The sequence below is a fragment of the Fervidicoccaceae archaeon genome, from assembly GCA_038734945.1.
Taxonomy (GTDB): domain Archaea; phylum Thermoproteota; class Thermoprotei_A; order Sulfolobales; family Fervidicoccaceae; genus ARK-14.
The window spans coordinates 179114-194444 of record JAVYOA010000002.1 but is presented as its reverse complement, the minus strand read 5'-3'; the positions used below and the strand labels follow the sequence as shown (position 1 = coordinate 194444).

Annotated in this window: 21 protein-coding genes; 18 read left to right on the top strand and 3 right to left on the bottom strand. The window is 42.4% G+C overall.

Annotation, left to right across the window (positions count from 1 at the left end):
* The first annotated feature begins 101 nt into the window (after positions 1-101).
* Positions 102-1250 (top strand): hypothetical protein, encoded by a 1149-nt coding sequence (locus tag QXR92_02285; protein ID MEM0318838.1) that lies wholly within the window; start codon positions 102-104, stop codon positions 1248-1250.
* Between the two features lie 87 nt (positions 1251-1337).
* Here QXR92_02285 and QXR92_02280 read toward each other — a convergent pair whose 3' ends face one another.
* Entirely contained in the window at positions 1338-1787 is a 450-nt protein-coding gene (locus QXR92_02280; GenBank protein ID MEM0318837.1) for a hypothetical protein, read from the bottom strand.
* Between the two features lie 170 nt (positions 1788-1957).
* On the opposite strand from QXR92_02280, the gene QXR92_02275 reads away from it, so the two are divergent.
* The 11 genes from QXR92_02275 to QXR92_02225 all read left to right on the top strand — a co-directional run bounded on the left by QXR92_02275 (position 1958) and on the right by QXR92_02225 (position 8113).
* A complete protein-coding gene (locus QXR92_02275; protein ID MEM0318836.1) occupies positions 1958-2224 on the top strand; it encodes a hypothetical protein in 267 nt (88 codons plus the stop codon).
* Positions 2225-2316: 92 nt separating this feature from the next.
* A complete protein-coding gene (locus QXR92_02270; protein ID MEM0318835.1) occupies positions 2317-2895 on the top strand; it encodes an AAA family ATPase in 579 nt (192 codons plus the stop codon).
* On the top strand, positions 2862-3314 hold the full coding sequence (locus tag QXR92_02265) for an RNA-binding domain-containing protein (protein ID MEM0318834.1): 453 nt from the start codon (positions 2862-2864) through the stop codon (positions 3312-3314). Before QXR92_02270 ends, QXR92_02265 begins: the two co-directional genes overlap by 34 nt.
* A gap of 79 nt (positions 3315-3393) precedes the next feature.
* Positions 3394-4692, top strand: a complete 1299-nt coding sequence (locus tag QXR92_02260; protein MEM0318833.1) for a serine hydroxymethyltransferase — start codon at positions 3394-3396, stop codon at positions 4690-4692.
* Entirely contained in the window at positions 4689-5504 is an 816-nt protein-coding gene (locus QXR92_02255; GenBank protein MEM0318832.1) for a nicotinamide mononucleotide deamidase-related protein, read from the top strand. Before QXR92_02260 ends, QXR92_02255 begins: the two co-directional genes overlap by 4 nt.
* Complete coding sequence (locus QXR92_02250; protein ID MEM0318831.1) at positions 5497-5712, top strand: hypothetical protein; 216 nt, start codon at positions 5497-5499, stop codon at positions 5710-5712. Before QXR92_02255 ends, QXR92_02250 begins: the two co-directional genes overlap by 8 nt.
* A gap of 113 nt (positions 5713-5825) precedes the next feature.
* Positions 5826-6296: a transcriptional regulator gene (locus tag QXR92_02245; protein MEM0318830.1), complete on the top strand. Its 471-nt coding sequence runs from the start codon at positions 5826-5828 to the stop codon at positions 6294-6296.
* 65 nt (positions 6297-6361) lie between these two features.
* Complete coding sequence (locus QXR92_02240; GenBank protein ID MEM0318829.1) at positions 6362-6727, top strand: iron-sulfur cluster assembly protein; 366 nt, start codon at positions 6362-6364, stop codon at positions 6725-6727.
* 28 nt (positions 6728-6755) lie between these two features.
* Positions 6756-7178, top strand: a complete 423-nt coding sequence (gene hjc / locus QXR92_02235) for a Holliday junction resolvase Hjc (GenBank protein MEM0318828.1) — start codon at positions 6756-6758, stop codon at positions 7176-7178.
* Positions 7179-7291: 113 nt separating this feature from the next.
* On the top strand, positions 7292-7591 hold the full coding sequence (locus QXR92_02230; protein MEM0318827.1) for a winged helix-turn-helix domain-containing protein: 300 nt from the start codon (positions 7292-7294) through the stop codon (positions 7589-7591).
* Between the two features lie 120 nt (positions 7592-7711).
* Complete coding sequence (locus tag QXR92_02225) at positions 7712-8113, top strand: hypothetical protein (GenBank protein MEM0318826.1); 402 nt, start codon at positions 7712-7714, stop codon at positions 8111-8113.
* Positions 8114-8116: 3 nt separating this feature from the next.
* Here QXR92_02225 and QXR92_02220 read toward each other — a convergent pair whose 3' ends face one another.
* Complete coding sequence (locus QXR92_02220) at positions 8117-8968, bottom strand: UbiA family prenyltransferase (protein MEM0318825.1); 852 nt, start codon at positions 8966-8968, stop codon at positions 8117-8119.
* A 5-nt stretch (positions 8969-8973) separates the two neighbouring features.
* Entirely contained in the window at positions 8974-9642 is a 669-nt protein-coding gene (locus QXR92_02215) for a TIGR00266 family protein (protein ID MEM0318824.1), read from the bottom strand.
* Positions 9643-9752: 110 nt separating this feature from the next.
* Here QXR92_02215 and QXR92_02210 point away from each other — a divergent pair, with 110 nt between their 5' ends.
* From QXR92_02210 to QXR92_02185, 6 genes are read left to right on the top strand one after another with little or no spacing between them, the layout of a single operon-like run.
* Complete coding sequence (locus QXR92_02210; GenBank protein MEM0318823.1) at positions 9753-11321, top strand: PINc/VapC family ATPase; 1569 nt, start codon at positions 9753-9755, stop codon at positions 11319-11321.
* A gap of 4 nt (positions 11322-11325) precedes the next feature.
* Positions 11326-12858: an NAD(P)H-hydrate dehydratase gene (locus QXR92_02205; GenBank protein ID MEM0318822.1), complete on the top strand. Its 1533-nt coding sequence runs from the start codon at positions 11326-11328 to the stop codon at positions 12856-12858.
* Between the two features lie 5 nt (positions 12859-12863).
* Entirely contained in the window at positions 12864-14159 is a 1296-nt protein-coding gene (locus QXR92_02200) for an alkaline phosphatase family protein (protein MEM0318821.1), read from the top strand.
* 6 nt (positions 14160-14165) lie between these two features.
* Positions 14166-14414 carry a hypothetical protein gene (locus tag QXR92_02195; protein MEM0318820.1) on the top strand — a complete coding sequence of 83 codons (249 nt, stop codon included), beginning with the start codon at positions 14166-14168 and terminating at the stop codon, positions 14412-14414.
* Positions 14415-14424: 10 nt separating this feature from the next.
* Positions 14425-14856 (top strand): hypothetical protein, encoded by a 432-nt coding sequence (locus QXR92_02190; protein ID MEM0318819.1) that lies wholly within the window; start codon positions 14425-14427, stop codon positions 14854-14856.
* 60 nt (positions 14857-14916) lie between these two features.
* A complete protein-coding gene (locus QXR92_02185) occupies positions 14917-15252 on the top strand; it encodes an HTH domain-containing protein (protein ID MEM0318818.1) in 336 nt (111 codons plus the stop codon).
* The last annotated feature ends 79 nt before the right edge of the window (positions 15253-15331 follow it).

Genomic DNA, 15331 nt, shown 5'->3' with positions numbered 1-15331 from the left:
CCAGCAATAAAAACTTTTTTTAAACAATAGCCTGATGTTGAAAGGAAAGTAGGACAAATTTTTAAGAGAATGCGCACTTCACAGTCTAGGAGGGTTTATAGTTGAAAAATGAAAAAGATCCATTGCTTGGCTTCAGGGAGCTTCTGAAGATCATTAGAAGAAACCCATATGAAGGAAACCTCATAGTGAAAAAGCTAACCAGCAAAGGTATCTGCGGTATAGTTGATTGGAATGGCGATCATATAGAGTTTCTTGAAGAGTGTGATGGGGACAAAAGAGTGTGGCTGGAGGAGGAAGATCCTCTAAGAAATACAGGCTGGAGACCTAACAGAGCAAAATTTAACTTTAATTGCTCCTCAGATACTGACTATCTCTATTTTCCGAATATCTATAAAACCTGGACAGCAGTTAGGTTTGATGACAAGCTCTTCTTTATAAAGAGAGAAGGAAGATCTATTTTCAAGAAGAGCGATTCTAAGAGCATAAGCGCAATAGATGGAGAAAAAAGAACCGAAGGTCCAAAACTTCCTCAGTGGGCTTCTGCAGAAAACTTAGGTTCTTGTCTTCAAACAGCTTATTGGGGGGCTCCAATCTGGTTATGTGAAAATGCTCTTCTTCTCTCCGATACAGATAAAAAAGAGTACTACGTAGACCCCAACATAGAATTATCGATAAGAAAAAGCGTAGTTAATCCAAGAGTTTATTGGATACAGCCCTACGCCGTTGTAAGCGACAGACTGAATGAAAGCATAGTTAGTAACTTCATCTCAGTAAACATGCCATTTAGAACATTTACAGCTGCATCTTCAGAGGGAATTCTCGTCAGAGATGAGGGAAAGGAAATAATAATCGAAACCAGAGCCCCCTCATATATGACATTTTCACACATTCCTGAATTCTCCCTAATTCATAGACTTAGATCTCTAATTGACTTTCCTATCCCAATTTGCTCAGATATCGCACCGGATGTCAGGATAGATCCCCCCAGCTTGTTAGTGAGAAATCTGGAGATTGCGGAGCAGGAAGGAGGTTGGAGAATCAAAGCAGAAATTTCAAACCCCATCACGTCTCTGAGCTCCCTGAGAATGAGGATCCATCCACCTTTCTATATAGAATCTTTGAAAATAAACCAGGAAGAGGGAAAAGTAACTGACAAAAACGCTTTAACCCTTCCTCTGTTAGAGAGGGATCTCCTGGAAATTGATCTCATAGTTAGGAAAAAGCTGTTTCTGTTTTCCAAGCACGATTAGAATTCTGAAAATCATGCTATACAGGGAAGGGAATTAACAATTGATGGAGAGAAGGTTTCTAGGAGACAAACCATAATAAATGGAGAGCTATGAGAATCTCTCCATAGTGTAATAGGACACATCTCCATGCTTATCAACTATAGCTATAATTACTTCTCTTCCAAACCTTCTCGATAGATCGAGCCAATCGGATAGAACTTTCACTTTGAACTTTATGGTTTCCTCAACGACAAAAACAAGAGCGAAGGGCTTTCCCTCAGAAACTAGCTCCAGCGTATTGGGAAAAGGACCCTCTCTCACGCTTCTCCCCCTCTCTCTAAGGTCATAATAAACCGAAAAAATTATCCATGAATTGGCATCACTTTTAGACCTGATGCGCATTATCTCCAGCCAGTCCAGCTCTTTCCCTTCCTCATCGGAAACCTTCATTGATCCTTTCTTAGTCCTGTACAGTCCATCCAGGAACTCTATTCTCTCTTGAGAATCCTCACATACAAATTTGTTCTCAATTAGTCTTGCTCTGCTGCACTTGGCCAAACATATCACCATCGGGCTGAGGAGTTCAAACGAGCTAGATAGATTAGAAAAACTCTACTACAGAGGAAAGTTTATGTTTGACTAACTTTAATAAATTTAATAAACCTTGAGCAAGAGATTCCTTTTTCTAGTCGGCAAGTTCGCATTGCTGAATTCGGATGGTGAAAATAATGAGCGAAATTCATTCTAAGGATGAAATAATAGAGATAATTCTCAGTGCTGGATTGCTGGACGACCTATTGGATTTCCTTCGTAGCAAAGGAATCGATGTTGACGATAGGAGGCTGTATGACCTAGATGAGAACATTCTAAAAGAATATGCAGAGAAAAAAAGGCTTCTTAAATTTGGAGATGATACTTACCAGGAACATGAGGAGAGCTATGAAGATCTTGAACCAACTCCCTCTCGTCCTCGCACACCCCCTAGAAAGCAGTAGCACCCCTCCTCATGTCAAAATTTTTTAACTCTTCGCATAAATCCAGCTCTTGAATGTTTGCTCTCTCCCTTGCTCACATGAGGAAGATCTACATGGGCAGTAAAGCTGTTGTCCTTGTGGCTGGGATGCCTGGTTCAGGAAAATCTATCGTAACATCATATCTGAGGAAGAAAGGATATAAATCATTCAGCATGGGTGATGTGGTTAGAGAAATTGCTGATGAGAGAGGAGTCGAAAAAACACAGGAGAACATGCTAAGAATAGCTGAGGAGATAAGGAGCAAATACGGTCCAGCAGGCGTGGCTGCTCTATTGATAGAGAGGATCAAGGATACTGAACCCCCCATTGTTATAGATGGAGTGAGAAGCATACATGAAATAAAATATTTCGGAAGAGTTTGGAACTGCATTCATGTTGTTGCCTTATACTCTCCTCCTTGGCTTAGATTCCAGAGGATCAGGGAGAGAAACAGGCCAGGAGATCCAATGAAGTTCGAGGAGTTTCTCCAGAGAGACATGAAGGAGCTCTCCTTTGGACTTGGGACTGTCTTGGCGCTGTGCGATACACTCATCATTAACGAAGGTACAAAAAGGGATGTTGAAATCGCTCTAGAAAAAAACATGGAGAGGATAGAAAAATGCAATTCAGAGTCCGCGTGGAAGTACCTGTAAAACCAACTGAGAAGGAAGAAGTGATACTGAAACTGATAGAATCCATAATAACTTCCACAGACGTAAGAATTGAGGGCGAAGAGATGGGAAGGGTTGCTCTAGCAACCTCCCCCTGCCTATCATCACTAACTAAGCTACATAGCATGCTCAGAAGAGAGAGGATCCTCGATTCGGCCAGAAAGTATTTATTGAGCGGGATCCATGGGGACACGCTCACTTTTCTCATGCACAAACAGGCACTAGCAGCTGGTAGGATCTCGTTTGTGAGCAATGAGAATGAATCACCATTGGGTCCCGTTATTGTAACAGTGGTTCATCCAAGAATTCATGAAGTTGTAGATTGGCTTGCCCCTCCTACAAGGGAGGGAAAACCCATAAAGAACATCGATGTCCCTCAGCCTGACTGCAGCAGTGAATAGCACTGTATCAATTTCAGAACAGATGAAAATACTTATTTTATTTTATTAATAATTTGTTAAACTGTATCTGGTGAGGATATTGTTTGACACAAGAAAAATTCTTGATGATGTTGTCTCAAAAGTTGCTTTGAACAACAGATGGAGAAGAAAGGAGTCAATCAACTTAATAGCAAGCGAGAACGTCATGAGCGAGCTGGCAGAGGCTGTTTACCTAAGTGACTTCATGAGCAGGTATGCTGAGGGGAAACCGAGAAAGAGGTACTATCAGGGAACAAAGTATATTGATGACCTAGAAATAATGCTCTCAGAAATGATAGGAAAATCTCTCGAGACTCAGTACATTGAGACAAGACCAATTAGCGGAACAATAGCTAACGCTGCTGTGTTCAGAGTTCTAGGGGATCCGGGGGACAGAGCACTCATAGCCCCCGTTCAAGCCGGGAGCCATGTGAGCCACACGAAGTTCGGCACACTTGGAGCACTAGGCATGACACAAGTCTACATGCCATATGATGAGGAGAGGATGAATGTGGATGTGGACAAAGCAGTTAAGATGCTGCGAGAGGAGAACTTCAAGTTCGTCGTGCTTGGCGGAAGCATGTATCTATTCCCCCATCCAGTGAAGGAGATATCACAGGCTGCAAAGGAAAAGGGCATTAAAGTCGTGTATGATGCCGCTCATATTTTTGGATTGATAGTAGGAGGAAAATGGAGAAATCCGTTGAAGGAAGGAGCAGACGTGGTGACTGCTAGCACGCATAAGACATACCCCGGTCCACAAGGAGGATTGATAGCATTTAGCGATGAATCCCTCTACAAGGCAGTCTCCAAGACAATCTTTCCCTACTTCCTCAGCAATCATCATCTGCACAGAATCCCAGCTACATTGGTGACCCATCTGGAAATGATGGAGTTTGGAAAGGAATATGCTTCTGCAATAGTGGACAATGCTAGAGCTCTTGCTGAGGCACTAGCAGAAGAGGGGTTCAAGGTTCTTGGAGAGAACCTCGGCTATACGCAGAGCCATCAGGTGGTGATTGATGTCTCTAAGCAAGGGGGAGGAGCGAAGTGCGCTGAGCTCCTGGAGAGGGCAAACATAATTACCAACAAGAACTTGCTTCCAAACGATCCTCCAGATGCTGTGCAGAATCCCAGCGGAATAAGACTCGGTACTCAGGAAATGACGAGGTATGGAATGGGAAAAGGGGAAATGATCGAGATAGCAAACCTGATGAAGAGAATACTGATATTGAAGGAGGATCCAGATAAGGTATCCGCAGATGTCAAGGAGCTTAGAAGGGCCTTTCTTGAGAGGAAGTATGGATACACACTTAAAGATGTTACTCATGTGGATGATCTTCTCCTCCTTAAAGGGTGAAGAATACGCTCAACTTCGAAGAACCTCCAGCAAATTTTAACGCTTGGATAGTAAACCTAGGAACAGAGCTACTCACAGGATTCACACAGAATACAAATGCGAGCTGGCTAGCAAGAAAACTGACTTTTCTGGGTTATGCTGTCAGAAGAGTAATCGTTGTTCCAGATGACTATATAGAATTCAAGGAAGAGCTGATTAGGGGCATAGAAAAAGGTGTGGGGGTAATCATAACAACTGGAGGACTCGGACCAACATATGATGATTCAACACTCACAATGATATCCAGAGCACTATCTCTTCCGCTTGAGATAAATGACTCAGCTCTTCAGATGGTCAAATCTTACTATGATAAGTTGGGGAAGGAGTTGACAGAGGAAAGACTGAAAATGGCAAAAATGCCCAGAGGCGCTGTTCCTCTGGAAAATCCTGTTGGAGCTGCTCCTGGTATGCTCCTCAAAGCTAGAAACTCCTATATTATTTCCCTGCCTGGTGTTCCCAAGGAAATGACTTCAATATTCGAGAAATGGATTGAGCCTAAGCTCTCTGTATGGAATAGAAATCTTGTTACAGAGGAAACCCTTGGAATAAGGGGGATAATGGAATCAGCAATAGCGCCATATCTCAACTCATTAGTCAGGGATTTTCCCCGGGCATATATAAAGACCCATCCAAGAGGAACGGAAGGAGAACCTTACATAGTAGTCCAGATAATGATCTCCTCCAACAGTGCCGAGGATCTTCAGAAAGATATTGTTAAAATTAAGGAAAGATTGCTAGAAATTGTTAGAGTTCTTGGTGGTAAAATTGAGTAGAGAAAAGGCAAAAAAACAACTTAGAGATTTTTTTCTCCTTCAGATCCCTTTCTTTCTCATCGCCTTCTTTCTCATAGGAATTTCAGTTATAATTGGTTTAAATGAAACACCTGGCTTTTTTCTCTTTATTTTGGGAGCAATTCTCTTAGTAATGACCCCCTCACTATCTCTCATATTGCTGAAAAGAAAAATGAAAAAATCAGAATGATTTCTTTCTATTTTCCCTAAATTATTTAGACTGAAATTTCTTTCAGAAAAATCTTTATAGGTTATAACCTACTAAATAAAGTTAAAAAAGGATTTTTGGGGGTGTGAAATAGAATGAGCGAGAGCATACCTCTCAAGCCGATGGGTAAGGAAGAAGTTAGGAAGCTTGAGCTCGCTCTACTGATCGGGACCCTCCTCAGAGAGGATGTATTGGAGAAAATTAGAACATCAGAGGATAGATTAACCTGGCTCGACTCACTTGTAGTGGCAGCAGGTTCATTGGCAAGAGAAAGAGGGGGATATACAGTAGAGAAAATTGCAGATGAGCTTGGCAGGAGTGAGGTCACAATTAGAAATCATCTGAGTGGAAAGACTGAGGCATCCAGGCTAGTGAAGGAAACCTATGAAAAGATTAAAGCTAGCGGAGGAATCCTAGAGCTATCCAACGTTCACCTCTCTCATGAGGAAGATGATACTAAGAAAAAACTAAAGGAGGCTGAAGAGAAAATAAGCAAACTGCAGGAGAAGATCAACAAAGTTAGGGGGCTTCTTGCACAAGTTCTTGATGAGATATCCAAAGAATAAGCCGATTTAAATATAAATTTAAGATATATTATTTTAAGAGATAAGCAAACTCTCGGAGTTATACCATGAATAAGGAAGAATTGGAAAAGAAAGTCATAGAGGCGCTGAGGCAAGTCTACGACCCTGAAATACCTGTCAATGTCTACGATCTTGGCCTGATTTATGAACTGAAAATAAGCGACGAGGGAGACGTCTTCATAAGATTAGGTCTAACAACAGCCTTTTGTCCCCTAATGACTAGTTTATCTTCTGCCGTGGAGGACGAAATAAGGAACAGAGTCCCAGAGGCAAAAGATGTTAGGGTAGAGTTAGACTTATCAACTCCATGGTCTCCAAGAATGATTACAAAGGAAGGAAGAGAGCAGCTTAAAGCTATATATGGCTATGATATAGTAGAGGAAATGATAAAGAGAGAACAGGAACAAAAATAACATAAAATTATTTTATAGTGTGAAAAAAATGAGCGACTATCACAGAAAGAACAGAAGAAGGGGATTTCAGAAGGAGAGGGATCTGGTCAGGAAGCTCTGGGATATGGGTTATGCAACAATAAGGGCACCAGCAAGCGGAGCCAAGGCAAAGAAAACCTATCAGCCTGACATAATAGCTGCAAAGAACAACAGGATCCTCGTTATTGAAGTGAAAACGAGAAGAAGCAGTAATGCTGTTTACATAGAAAAGCATCAGGTCGAGAAGGTTCTGGAATGGGTAAAGAGGGCAGGCTCAAACGCAATTGGATTAATAGCAGTATATTTCGATAGAAAGCAGGGATGGAGGCTTGTACCTTTAGATTCGGCAACAAGAATGGAAAGTGGAGGAGTGAAAGTTACAAGGGAAGATGCGGAGAAAGCCTATTCGCTTGATTTTCTAGAGAAAATATAAATATATTACTTTTACTTATTGTGAAAAATACCATGTACATTGATATTTTTTATATCTATGTAGAACACAATCTGTAATTGAGCTACTGTTACAAAAACATGAGGGGTCTCATGATGGAGGAAAGAAGGATCAACTTTGTGGAAAGCTCGCAAATACCGCTCAGACAGAAACGTAATTATTTGGAAATAATATATGACATTCTTTCATCAATACCGAGTGATGGCATAAAACTGACACATCTAGCAAACAGGGCCCTACTGGATTATAAGATAATGATGAAATATCTCAAGCAACTTGAAAGGGAAGGACATTTGATTATTGACAGCAAGGTCTACATTACAGAGAAGGGTAAGCTCTTTCTTGAGGAATACAAGAAGCTTAAGGAGCTCATTTCATCGGATAAAACAAATTAACAGCACAAAGCCTTTTTTTATTTTTCTTTAAAAAATGTGTCTTTTCCCTTTTAAAACTAGAAGAAACCTGAGATCTTTCATAGTGAAGTTATGCTTCTTGCTCAGAAGGTGGTTGGACAATTGAAAACTGCTCGCCACACCATTCCATCGGAAGGCTTTAGAGGCGAGGTTTCTCCAAAAATAGCAATTATAATGGACTGGAGCGAGGCGAGCTCTCAAGCTCTCATGACTGTTCTTGAAGCTAAAAAAAAGCTCCTAATCAGCTATCTCATTGATGTGGAAGTGGAAAGCACTTACATCAATCTGAGTGCAGGCTCATTTCCACTGACATCCGAAATTCCCTCAATTTATGTTAATGGCCGCCTCATTGCTAGCGGGAAACCTCCATCTGAGGAAGATATTCTTCAAGCAGTACTGGGTATGGATGAAGCAATGAGTGATCCAAACGAATTCATAATATCCCAGATAAAGGATAGCGAACCTCCAATGAGCTCGGCAGCACATGTGGAAATTGAGATATAAGTTCTAAATTGAGCCCAAAGCGAAAGCCAAGAGGCCAACTGCCATGGCTATTAGTGCTCTGTTTTTCACCATCTTAGCCGTTTTCCTATCAGGAAACTTCACAAGCAACAAAGATAAATAGAAAAGCATGGCATCAGTTATCGAAACTAAGATCAAATATGGAAAATTTGTTAGGCCCAGGAGAAATGGGAGAGGGGAGAGGGAGATAGCTGCCAGGAAAAAGAGAAAAGCCAGCAATGAGGCGGTCCTGCTTCCATATTTAACAGCAACAGTCCTCACACCCTTTCTCGAATCCCCCTCAACATCGCTTATTCCCTTTGTTATCTCCCTACCGACAATTGAAAGAAAAATCATCGATGCATAGAGAAGAACTTTAAGATTCATTCCAGAGGATAATAGGGATCCGTATAAAAGCGGAACAGCAACCGTATAAGCTACACATAGATTTCCTAAGAAGCCGTACCTTTTCAGCTTAAAGTTATAGAGAAGTGCCACAGCAAAGGTTAGCGCGGCCAAAAACAGAGTGCTTGACCCAGTCATCTCGGAGAGGAGCAGCCCCAAAAAGCCCAGGATGAACCCGTAAAATAGAGCAACGGCTGGGGCCACTCTCCCGCTTGGTATTGGTCTCGAGGGCTCATTAATAGCATCTATCTCTCTATCTGCATAATCATTGAAAACCATGGATGAGGAGGTTAGCAGAAATCCAACCAGAAAGCCCAAGATAACTTTTGTGAAAGCTCCAGGCATAATTAGTGACTTGGGATCCGTGATCACCATTCCAACAATTACAGCTAAACCCATCATGAGCGAATTTGGGATCCTCATTATCTCAGCATATGCTCTCAGAGAGGACATGTGGCCTACCTCTTTGGGAGAAATGGCACCAATGCGGAAGCCAAAGCCCTCAAATTTCTTGTTTGAACGAGCACTTTTCCATTTCCATAAAGCTCAATTATAAAGCCTTCTCCTCCAAATAAGAAGGACTTTATCCCCTTGAACTTTTTCACTTCCCACTTTAGCTGATCGTCAAAAGCCACGATGTGGTCATTGTCTACAATGAGCTTTTTCCCCTCTTTCGTATCGACTTCAATTATTGAGCCAAAGGAAGATACCCAGATCCCCCCGATCCCCTCAGCCTTCAGCCAAATAAAGCCGCTTCCTGCTACTGCTCCCGTGATACCCTTCCAAGCAGTAGACAGTTTTACTTGACCATAGGAAGCCAAAAAGGAACCATCCTTAACTATTATTCCTTTCCTTCCATCAAGAGGAATGTGCTTAATATCACCTGGAAGAGATGGTGCCAGAAATATTTCGGCATCTTCTAAAGCAGTAAAAGTGTTGAGAAAGAAGGACTCACCACCAAAAAGAGATCTGGATATTGCATTCACAACACCTCCACTGCTTGTTTCAACGTGAAAGTTTCCCCTGCTCATTAGAAAGGCCCCTGGCTCTGCCACAATTTTTTCATTCCTTCCCAGGATAATCTTCAAATACCTGAAACTGCTATCTCCTTCTATTTCCCATTCCACACCGTCCAGCCTCATGAAACTATTATTCAGTAAATTATTAAATCTTCATAACTCAATTCATATTATTTGACTGTTCAAACATGATTTATAGCAAGGGTGTTCGAAGGAACATGTACCGAAATTTCTTCACAGCAGCTGGAAATGTTGAAACAGCGTATGTAGCCGATTATTCGGCAATAGTGCAGGGAATAGTCAGTAGGCTCGTAAAAGCAGGGTCAATACCAAAGGGATCGACAATCATACTTTTATCCCCTATTCTTACCCTCATTGAAAAAGAGGCCAGTGAAGGAAAAGCTGTAGGCATAGCTGGACTTGAGGAGCTGAGAAAGCTAAAGGATCTTGCCTCTTCTGGTATAATCAACATAGATCTATTTTCCCCACAGCGCCAGGTCTATCAGGAAGATCAGGCATCTCTCTCAGCTCTAGTAAGGGAGATAGCCCTTCAGAGAGGATGTGCAATAGTCTCTGGAAGCAGTGTGGCAGCAGAACTAGCTTCTTCCATCGGGATAAGCGTTCTATTCTATTCTGAGAGAACAGAATCTCCTCTTAAAATAGAGAAGCTCTTCGATGAATCTACGATGAGCATCCACTTGGTTGAAGATAATTATCCAATGGCAAAGAAGGGGAAGCCTGGAGCTTGGGCATATGAGAGGATCTCAAACCAAATTCTGACTAGAAGCGAAATGCAGAGCATTTTCGATGAGATAATCGAAGCAGCAAAGTCCAGGGAAGACAGCTTTGTGGAAATCGATAGAAAGGGAAGCACGATAGTTCAGCTTGGTTCATATAGAATCGTTATAGCCAGACCACCTTTTAGCAGCAAGTGGATGATAACAGCTGTGAAACCAATAGTCAAGCTAAAACTTGAGGACTACAGACCGCCTGAGAAGCTAATAGAGAGGTTCAGAAAGAAGGCCGAAGGAATATTGATTGCTGGCGCTCCTGGCATGGGAAAAACAACATTTGCCCAAGCACTGGCGGAATTCTATTTAAGTGATGGGAAAGTTGTAAACACGATAGAATCTCCAAGAGACATGAGGCTCTCTCCACAAATTGTCCAATACAGCAAGAACTTTGCTGAAAAGGATGAGCTGCACGATATTATGCTGCTGAGCAGGCCTGACTATACATTCTTCGATGAGCTGAGGGGAGATGAGGATTTCAGGCTATATGTAGATCTGAGGCTTGCCGGAATAGGAATGGTTGGGGTTCTCCATGCAACTTCTCCAATAGATGCTATACAGAGATTCATAGGAAGAGTTGAGCTGGGAGTAATTCCAAGCATAATAGACACGGTAATATTCATAGACAAAGGGGAAATATCAAAGGTCTACGAAGTATCAATGACTGTCAAGCTCCCTACAGGGTTGAAGGAGGCGGAGCTATCCAGACCCGTAGTTGAAGTTAGGGACTTCCTGAGCGGAGAGCTGGAGTACGAAATATACACCTTCGGTGAGCAGACGGTTGTGGTTCCAATAAGGAAAGGAAAGAGAACAGAGGATTTGAGGATAAAGAGACAGCTTGAGACCCTGGCTCCTAATGCGGAAGTCGAGATATCTAATGGTGTAGCTATACTCAGAGTGCCCTCGGAGGAAGCAAGATTGTTGAGCAAGAGGCTGAAGCGAATAAAGAGGGCAGCACAGAAATTCGGCCTGGATCTCAGAATCGAAACGAAGTGAGAGCATGTTTGGAAAAGTCTATGAGAGCAGGAGAATAAGGGCAATAGAGGAAAATGCACAATGGCTTGGAATGCCCACAATACTTATGATGGAAAATGCTGGCAAATGCGTAGCTGAGTTTATACGAAGGACATTTGGTGAGTTCAATGAAAAAATCATTGTCGTTGCTGGAAAGGGGGGAAATGCAGGAGATGGTTTTGCAGCTTCTAGGCATCTAGCTTCAATGGGATACAAGGTAGCACTGGTAACACTATTCAGTGAGGAACAAATCACCCATGAGGATGCTAAGAGAAATTTCATGTTGCTTAGGAAAATTGAAGGAAACAAGTTGAACATACTTAGCTATGAACACCTTCCTAGCTTGACAAGGGAAAATGCAAAGCTCATAGTGGATGCTATTTTGGGAACTGGAGTGAGAGGTGAGCTGAGAGAGCCCATTGCTGGAGCAATAGAGCTCATGAACTCCTCCTCTCTACCAATAGTTTCAATAGATATACCAAGTGGAATAGACCCAGATACAGGTATTCCTGCTACCCATGACGGGAAGCCAACCGCTGTTAGAGCTTCTTATACAATCACAATGCATTTTCTAAAGCCAGGCTTACTCAAGGATAAGGAGTATAGTGGAAACATCGAAATATGCAATATTGGCATACCCGATGAAGCAGAGATAATTGTAGGACCAGGAGATGTCAGAAACTTTCTAGCAAGAAAGCCAAAGGATGCCAAGAAGGGGGATGGAGGAGTAGTTTCTGTCATAGGGGGATCGATTGAATATTCTGGAGCTCCTTCGCTGGCCTCCCTAGCAGCTCTCGCTTCTGGAGCTGACCTTGTATTCACAATTGTGCCCAGCTCCATTAAGCAAATAGTAGCTTCTTTCTCCCCATCAATTATTGCTGTTGGAGTGGGAGAGCATTATTTCTCCCCAGAGAATGCAGATTTTGTCATGAACTTTGTTCGCAGATCGAGTGCCGCTGTTATTGGACCTGGGATGGGCTACAACAAATCAACTTGCTCTTTCACAAAAGAAATAATTGAGAGGATGAGGTCGGAGCAGTCTTTGAGGGCAATAGTTGTGGATGCTGATGCTCTCAAATGCATTTCAGAATATGCTCCTGAGCTTGATAGTAGATTTGTGATTACCCCTCATAGAGGGGAGCTATCTCTCCTTCTAAGGGGGTACCGAATAGCCGAAAGTGAAGACAGGAAGAAGAATGCTTCGGAGCTGTCGATATCCTCTAAATCCATTGTCTTATCGAAGGGTCCGATTGATTACATTTGCTTCAAAGGCGAATGTAGAGAGAAAAGGGGAGGAAATCCTGGCATGAGCATCGGAGGAACCGGGGATGTCCTAGCAGGACTCATTGCATCTCTCTCAAAAAGAACCCCAACTCCATTTCATGCAGCCTGCATAGCATCCTTTATCAACAGCTATGCAGGAGACAAACTATTTGAGAGGTATGGAGAATTTTTCACATCTGAAATGCTGGTTAGAGAGATCCCGGGAGCTATCTCATCCATGATGGATTGGAGGTGAATGTCTTGAAGCTCCTATATGTTGTACTTGATGGAGCAGCAGGTGATCCCTCTCTTGGGAGAACTGCGTACATGGTATCGGAGAAGCCCAACATAGATCTTCTTGCGAGAAAGGGAAAATGTGGGATGCTTTTCACGATCGGAAGGGGAATACCACCGGAGAGCGATGCTGCAGTCTTATCGCTTCTGGGCTACGATCCAGACAGGGATCATCCAGGGAGAGGACCTATAGAGGCTTTGGGTGTTGGTCTCTCATTAGCAGAGAGAAGAGAGGTGGCTTTCAGAGGAAACTTTGCTACGGTTGATCCCTCAACTGGAAGAATATTGGACAGAAGAGCCGGAAGAATATTCACAAGAGAGGAAGCTGAGAGCCTGGCAAATTCTCTCGATGGGATTACATTGAACGGAGGATATGCTAGAGTTAGAGCAAGCGTGGGACATAGAGTTGTTGTTGTCATAGGTAGTGAGAAATTTGACCTGGGAGATGAAGTAGGCAACACAGATCCTGCTTATATTAGAAGGGGAAAGATCTCAATTTCGGCAAGCAGCTTTGAAAATAAGATCTCACAGTGCATTCCTCTATTAGGGAAAGAGGAGAACAGAAGGACCTGTGAGCTTGTCAATGAATTTACATGGAAAGCAATAGATATTCTAGATAAGCATCCAGTTAACCGTTCAAGAATAAATAGAGGTCTTCCCCCAGCAAATGCTGTGCTTTTGAGAGATGGAGGGGGAAAATCTCCAGTGCTTCAGAGCCTATCATCAAAATTTGGAAACCTTCAGTTCACAGCACTAGTTGAGATGCCAGTTGAGATAGGAATCGCAAAAGCAGCAGGAATGAATGTTATCACACTTCCCCCTCCTGAAGGAAAGAACAGAGAAGGTGAATATAAATACAGAGCACGCAAGGCAGTGGAGGCTCTGGAAAGATCAGATGTAGTCTATGTGCACTTGAAGGGACCAGATGAGCCTGGCCATGATGGAAATCTCGAGCTAAAAGCAAACATAATAGGGGAAATTGATAAGTATTTCTTCGGAAGCTTAGTGAATAAGCTAGAAGATGGAGAAATAGCAATATTGGTTACATCGGATCACGCAACCCCCTGTCAGCTGAGGGCACACAGCGATTCTCCTGTGCCATTTCTGCTATACTATCAAGGCATAAAATCAGACGGAATATTGACATTCAATGAAGTCGAATGCAGAAGTGGAAGCTTCGGAATTCTCGAGAGGGGGAAGGACCTCCTTCCCTTAATTCTCAAGGAAATAGGTCTAATTAAAAGTCCTGAAAAAGGAGGGTGAATTTTGATGGGAAGGACAGCAATTCTGAACATAAAATGCGAGAATGGGAGCTTTATAGTGGAGATTTCTGAATATTCTACCGAGGGAGGGAACTTGCTCTCTCGAAGCATTTTTGGAAAGGAATCAGAGATAAAGCAAATCAGAATAAAAAACAAAGTGATTTTTACAGCTGATATATCATCATACAGCATGTCTGTTGTAGTTGAGGAACTGAATAGTGTAAAACTTGGAGATGAAGTTCTTCTCATAGAATAGGGGAGAGACATTGTCAATTGAGATCAGGAGGGAGAGATCAAAGAGCAAGTCAGGAAAGCATGCTTACTATGAGAATGCCTTCTATGTTTCGAGGAGCGAGGTAAGGGAGATAGATCCTCTGAAAAAAAGAAATGCTCCTCCTCTATACAAGGAAGGAGAATCTACCATTATTCAGCCCAAACCGCCCCGCTCCGGGGAAGTTATAGTAAAAGTCAGGCTCGTGAGAAATCCAAGAGGAAGAGTGAAGGGCATCGTGGATGTAATTGACGAAAATGGGAGGATTCTTCTACGAATGAAATACAACAAGCTGAAATTCAGGAGAAGCATTGGAAGCGCTGAATTCGCCTGGGCAGTAAAAAATGTTGCCTCTCATCTTAAATTGCCCATCCGAAGATTCAATTTAAAAACGGGAGTGGAGGATGATCGGAATTCAGCGAGCTGACCTTATATGGGATGAAGAATTCACGGACCGAGAGACTCCATGAATTTCAGGGAAAAAAACATGATCGGTTCGGATTTTCTAACAAGAAGGGAAAAAATCTATAGAATACTCGTGGAAGCTGAGAAGCCGCTGACGGCAGAGGAGATAGCAAAAATACTCGGACTTAGTGGAAGAGAAGTGAACAGCATTCACACTGATCTCGAACATGTTATGAGGAGCGTGAGGAAGAGGAGCGGGAACTCAGAAATAGTCGAAATGATCCCAGCAAGATGCCTGACATGTGGCTATACATTCAGGGATAGGGAAAAGGTGAAGAGGCCATCGAAATGTCCAAAATGCAATTCTGAAAGAATAGAGGGGCCATGGTTCTACATCAGAAAAAAGGGCAGAAAATAAACAAATTCAAAAGGATTTGACAGATTTTCGTCTTTCTCATTCAAAATTCTCATCTGCAGAAAACTTTTTAAAAACTGAA

Coding starts and splice junctions, on each gene's coding strand:
- QXR92_02195 (MEM0318820.1), top strand. CDS start 14,166: ATGGGAAGGACAGCAATTCTGAACATAAAATGCGAGAATGGGAGCTTT.
- QXR92_02210 (MEM0318823.1), top strand. CDS start 9,753: ATGTACCGAAATTTCTTCACAGCAGCTGGAAATGTTGAAACAGCGTAT.
- QXR92_02240 (MEM0318829.1), top strand. CDS start 6,362: ATGAATAAGGAAGAATTGGAAAAGAAAGTCATAGAGGCGCTGAGGCAA.
- QXR92_02275 (MEM0318836.1), top strand. CDS start 1,958: ATGAGCGAAATTCATTCTAAGGATGAAATAATAGAGATAATTCTCAGT.
- hjc (MEM0318828.1), top strand. CDS start 6,756: ATGAGCGACTATCACAGAAAGAACAGAAGAAGGGGATTTCAGAAGGAG.
- QXR92_02205 (MEM0318822.1), top strand. CDS start 11,326: ATGTTTGGAAAAGTCTATGAGAGCAGGAGAATAAGGGCAATAGAGGAA.
- QXR92_02245 (MEM0318830.1), top strand. CDS start 5,826: ATGAGCGAGAGCATACCTCTCAAGCCGATGGGTAAGGAAGAAGTTAGG.
- QXR92_02265 (MEM0318834.1), top strand. CDS start 2,862: ATGCAATTCAGAGTCCGCGTGGAAGTACCTGTAAAACCAACTGAGAAG.
- QXR92_02220 (MEM0318825.1), bottom strand. CDS start 8,968: ATGTCCTCTCTGAGAGCATATGCTGAGATAATGAGGATCCCAAATTCG.
- QXR92_02185 (MEM0318818.1), top strand. CDS start 14,917: ATGATCGGTTCGGATTTTCTAACAAGAAGGGAAAAAATCTATAGAATA.
- QXR92_02230 (MEM0318827.1), top strand. CDS start 7,292: ATGGAGGAAAGAAGGATCAACTTTGTGGAAAGCTCGCAAATACCGCTC.
- QXR92_02270 (MEM0318835.1), top strand. CDS start 2,317: ATGGGCAGTAAAGCTGTTGTCCTTGTGGCTGGGATGCCTGGTTCAGGA.